The 3,791-nt window shown below is 65.2% G+C and carries 2 protein-coding genes and 1 pseudogene; 2 read left to right on the plus strand and 1 reads right to left on the minus strand.

Annotated features, from left to right (window positions below):
• Positions 1 to 326 precede the first annotated feature (326 nt).
• Positions 327 to 764 (plus strand): antirestriction protein, encoded by a 438-nt coding sequence (locus tag LH128_RS19755; RefSeq protein WP_008831450.1) that lies wholly within the window; start codon positions 327 to 329, stop codon positions 762 to 764.
• A 158-nt stretch (positions 765 to 922) separates the two neighbouring features.
• Positions 923 to 3,154: pseudogene (locus LH128_RS19760) on the plus strand (strawberry notch-like NTP hydrolase domain-containing protein); the annotation flags it as partial.
• A gap of 107 nt (positions 3,155 to 3,261) precedes the next feature.
• Here the strand turns inward: LH128_RS19760 and LH128_RS32375 are convergent.
• The coding region (locus LH128_RS32375) for a tyrosine-type recombinase/integrase (RefSeq protein ID WP_008830563.1) at positions 3,262 to 3,791 on the minus strand (530 nt) is incomplete at its 5' end.

Here is a 3,791-nt window from a genome sequence, read left to right on the forward strand (position 1 = left end):
GCGATCACCGGGCGCAGCGCGAACCCCGCCCCGAAGCCCACCACGAGGCATCCTCCGGCCACTATGCCGATCACACTTCCCTTCATCACCGTCTCCCTTCGGGGCCTCGCTCGGTCGGGCGGACACACGTCCCCGATCGTCAGGGTCGCCGGCCGCCATGTCCTGGATGAAGGAGTGTAGCCCCGCGCAGCCGACCTCAGAAGGGCGAGCGATCAGGCGGTCATGCCGCGCGCCAGAGCGAGAGGACGGCCGGGACGGGTCGAGCCGGTCCGGTCGAGAGAGAGCGCCGTCCGGGTCTTCCAATCCCGCTCTCCGGAGAAATCCCCATGCCCGACATAACAAACAGCACTGACGATTCCTCGGCGCGCGCCGTCGCCCTCGTACCGGAGGTTCGCCGGATGGAATTCCTGCCACTGCTCTTCGGCCGCCAGCATGTCCTCGTGGCGGAGATGACCGTCTATCACCTGATGGAGCGCCTGAGCCCACTCGATTATCGCGGCGGTCTCTGGGACTTCTATGAGCGCGACGGGAGGCCGCTATACCTCGCGCCGACCTCGAAGCCCCGCTTTCAGATCATCTGCGGCACCAACGGCTATGAGGGCGATGTATCTGCCGACGCCGCCGGCATCATCGCGACGCTGTTCGCCTTCTCCCATCTCTCCTTCAAATATCCGGTCGACGCGATGTCGGAAGGATATGGCCGCCTCTACGACTACGCCGCGGACCATCCCGAGTCCGCCGAGATCTTCCAGGCGATCGACTGAAATCTGCTGGTGTTTCCTTCAGCGTCCGGCCTCACGGCCGGGCGCTTTTTCCATGTCAGCCGATGAGAGGAAGAGGACGGCCGGGACGGGTCGAGTCCGGGCGGTCGAGAGAGAGCGCCGACCGGGCTTATCCCTTCCGCTCTCCCGAGGTTCCTCCCATGAACATTCTGTCTCCCGTGACCCTTCCGGCCACGCCCGTCACCCGTGCGTCCCCGATCCTCGCGGTGGCGCTACAGCTTCTCGATCATCTCGAACGCGGTCAGCGCATCGACGCCGCGATCCTCCGTGCAGCCATGGAAGCAGCCTTCGGCGCATCCGACACCAGCGGCGCCTGGGACTGGAAAGCGGCCTATGAGGCATGCGAGGTCGCGACAGTCCTCTTCCTGCGCAAATACGGAAAAGCGCTTTTCCGTAAGGCCGCATCTCCGGCTGCACGTCTTTCCGCTCTTGCGAAGATCGCCGGACTCCTGCCGACGCATACGCGACGCTCGGAAGAATCGCAGGCGCTCCAGCAGTTCTCGACGCCAGCACCGCTCGGCCTCGCCGCCGTGGCGGCTGCCTCTATAACCGCTGGCGATATCGTGCTGGAGCCATCGGCTGGCACCGGCCTGCTCGCCATCCTGGCCGAGATATCAGGCGGAGCGCTCCTCCTCAACGAGTTGGCTGAGACCCGCGCCGCTCTGCTCGCTGCGCTGTTTCCGGCTGTCGCCGTCACGCGCTTCGACGCCGCCCAGATCGACGATCATCTCGCGCCGGGAGCCGTCGCCTCCGTCGTGCTGATGAACCCGCCATTCTCGGCCATGGCAAACGTCACCGGCCGCGTGGCGGATACAGCCTATCGCCATGTCGCTTCGGCGCTGGCCCGGCTCGCCGACGGCGGACGGCTAGTGACGATCACCGGCGCCAACTTCGGCCCCGACCGGCCAGCGTGGCGCGACGCTTTCGTCCGCCTTCAGGAACATGGCCGCGTGGTGTTTACTGCCGCGATCGACGGCTCGGTCTATGCCAAACACGGCACGACCATCGACACGCGGTTGACGGTCATCGACAAGCTGCCGGCCGACGATCGGGCAGCGTTTCCCCCTTTGCCAGGCACCGCGCCTGACCTCGCCACGCTGCTTGGCTGGATTGAGGCGCAGGTTCCACCGCGCGAGACTGCGGCGCTCCCGCCAGCGGCAACCTCGGTATCCGCCACAACGCCCCGGACCGTTCGCGGATACCTCGCGCGCACCACTGCCGCAAATCCCGCCACGCCCGCGTCCGTCGAGCCCGAAGGCGTCGAACTCGCCTATGAGACCGTGGACTGGACGCCCGCCGAAGACGGCAGGATTACCGACGCGATCTATGAAGAATACGGATTGCAGGCGATCCGTATTCCCGATGCGCAGCCCCATCCCACCAAACTGGTCCAGTCCGTGGCGATGGCATCGGTCGCGCCGCCCAAGCCGAGCTATCGGCCCAGACTGCCAGCCAACATCATCACCGACGGCCTGCTGTCGGATGCCCAGTTGGAAACCGTCATTTATGCCGGCGAGGCACATTCGGACTTCCTCGCTGGATCATGGACGCTCGACGACACCTTCGACGTCGTCTCGGCCGCGCCCGACGATGCGCCGAACGCCGTGCGCTTCCGTCGTGGCTTCATGCTTGGCGACGGCACCGGCGCCGGCAAGGGTCGCCAGTCGGCCGGCATCATCCTCGACAACTGGATGCAGGGCCGCCGCAAGGCGGTGTGGATCTCGAAGTCCGACAAGCTGCTGGAGGACGCCCAGCGCGACTGGTCGGCCCTCGGCATGGAGCGGCTGCTGGTCACGCCGCTGTCGCGCTTTCCGCAGGGCAAAGACATCACACTCTCGGAAGCCGTCCTATTCACCACCTATGCCACGCTACGGTCCGATGACCGCGGCGAGAAGCTTTCCCGCGTCAAGCAGATCGTCGAATGGTTGGGCTCCGACTTCGATGGAGTGATCATTTTCGACGAGAGCCATGCCATGCAGAACGCCGCAGGCGGCAAGGGCGAACGCGGCGACGTCGCCGCCTCGCAACAGGGCCGCGCGGGCCTTCGGCTCCAGCACGCCCTGCCGAATGCGCGCGTCGTCTATGTCTCAGCAACGGGCGCGACCACCGTCCACAATCTCGCCTACGCCCAGCGCCTCGGTCTCTGGGGTGGCGAGGACTTCCCGTTCTCGACCCGCACCGAATTCGTTGAGGCGATCGAGGACGGCGGCGTCGCGGCGATGGAAGTGCTAGCCCGCGACCTGCGCTCGCTCGGTCTCTACACGGCCCGCTCCCTCTCCTATGACGGCGTCGAATATGAACTGGTCGAGCACCAGCTCACCCCCGAGCAGACCGGCATCTACGACGCCTACGCCGGGTCGTTCGCGATCTTATGCGCAGCTGCGCATAAGATCGATTATCGCGAGGTCGCGATAATGCGCAGGAACGTGGCGAAGGCCCGCAAAGCTGCTGAGCATTTCGCCACGTCCTTCACATTATTTCACAAGGCATCGAGCCACTCCATCAGGCTGGCTTCTCGTTTCCACGAAGGTGGCACGTTGCTCGCCGCCGGCGCCCCTACCTGCTCGAGCGCCTTTCGTTTGGTCTCCAGATTGGCCTGTGCGTAGTGGTTGGTCGTATCGAGGCTGACGTGTCCCAGCCAACTGCGGATGACGGTGATGTCGACCCCGGCAGCGACAAGGTGAACGGCAGTCGCGTGCCGGAAGCTGTGCGGCGTCACATTTTTGGACCGAAGCGACGGCACGGTTTCTGACGCCTTTCCTACATAGGAGGCGAGTTTGAACCGCACTCCCGAGGCGCCCAGCGGCTCACCATATCGATTGACGAAGATCCGCTGATCTGGCGCGCGCGGGTGACGTTCCAACAACTTCCTGAGCAACGTCACGGTTTCCGGCCAGAGTGGACAGATACGTTCCTTGCGACCCTTGCCGTAAAGACGCACGAAGTTCGGTGCGTCGAACCGGATCGCCTCGGGACAGAGGTCGAGGGCCTCCTGGATGCGCGCGCCGC

This window comes from Sphingomonas sp. LH128, assembly GCF_000293195.2.
Lineage (GTDB): Bacteria > Pseudomonadota > Alphaproteobacteria > Sphingomonadales > Sphingomonadaceae > Novosphingobium > Novosphingobium resinovorum_A.

What these genes read in the sequence shown, in the direction of transcription:
- LH128_RS19755 (WP_008831450.1), top strand. Translation starts at nt 327, where the DNA reads ATGCCCGACATAACAAACAGCACTGACGATTCCTCGGCGCGCGCCGTC.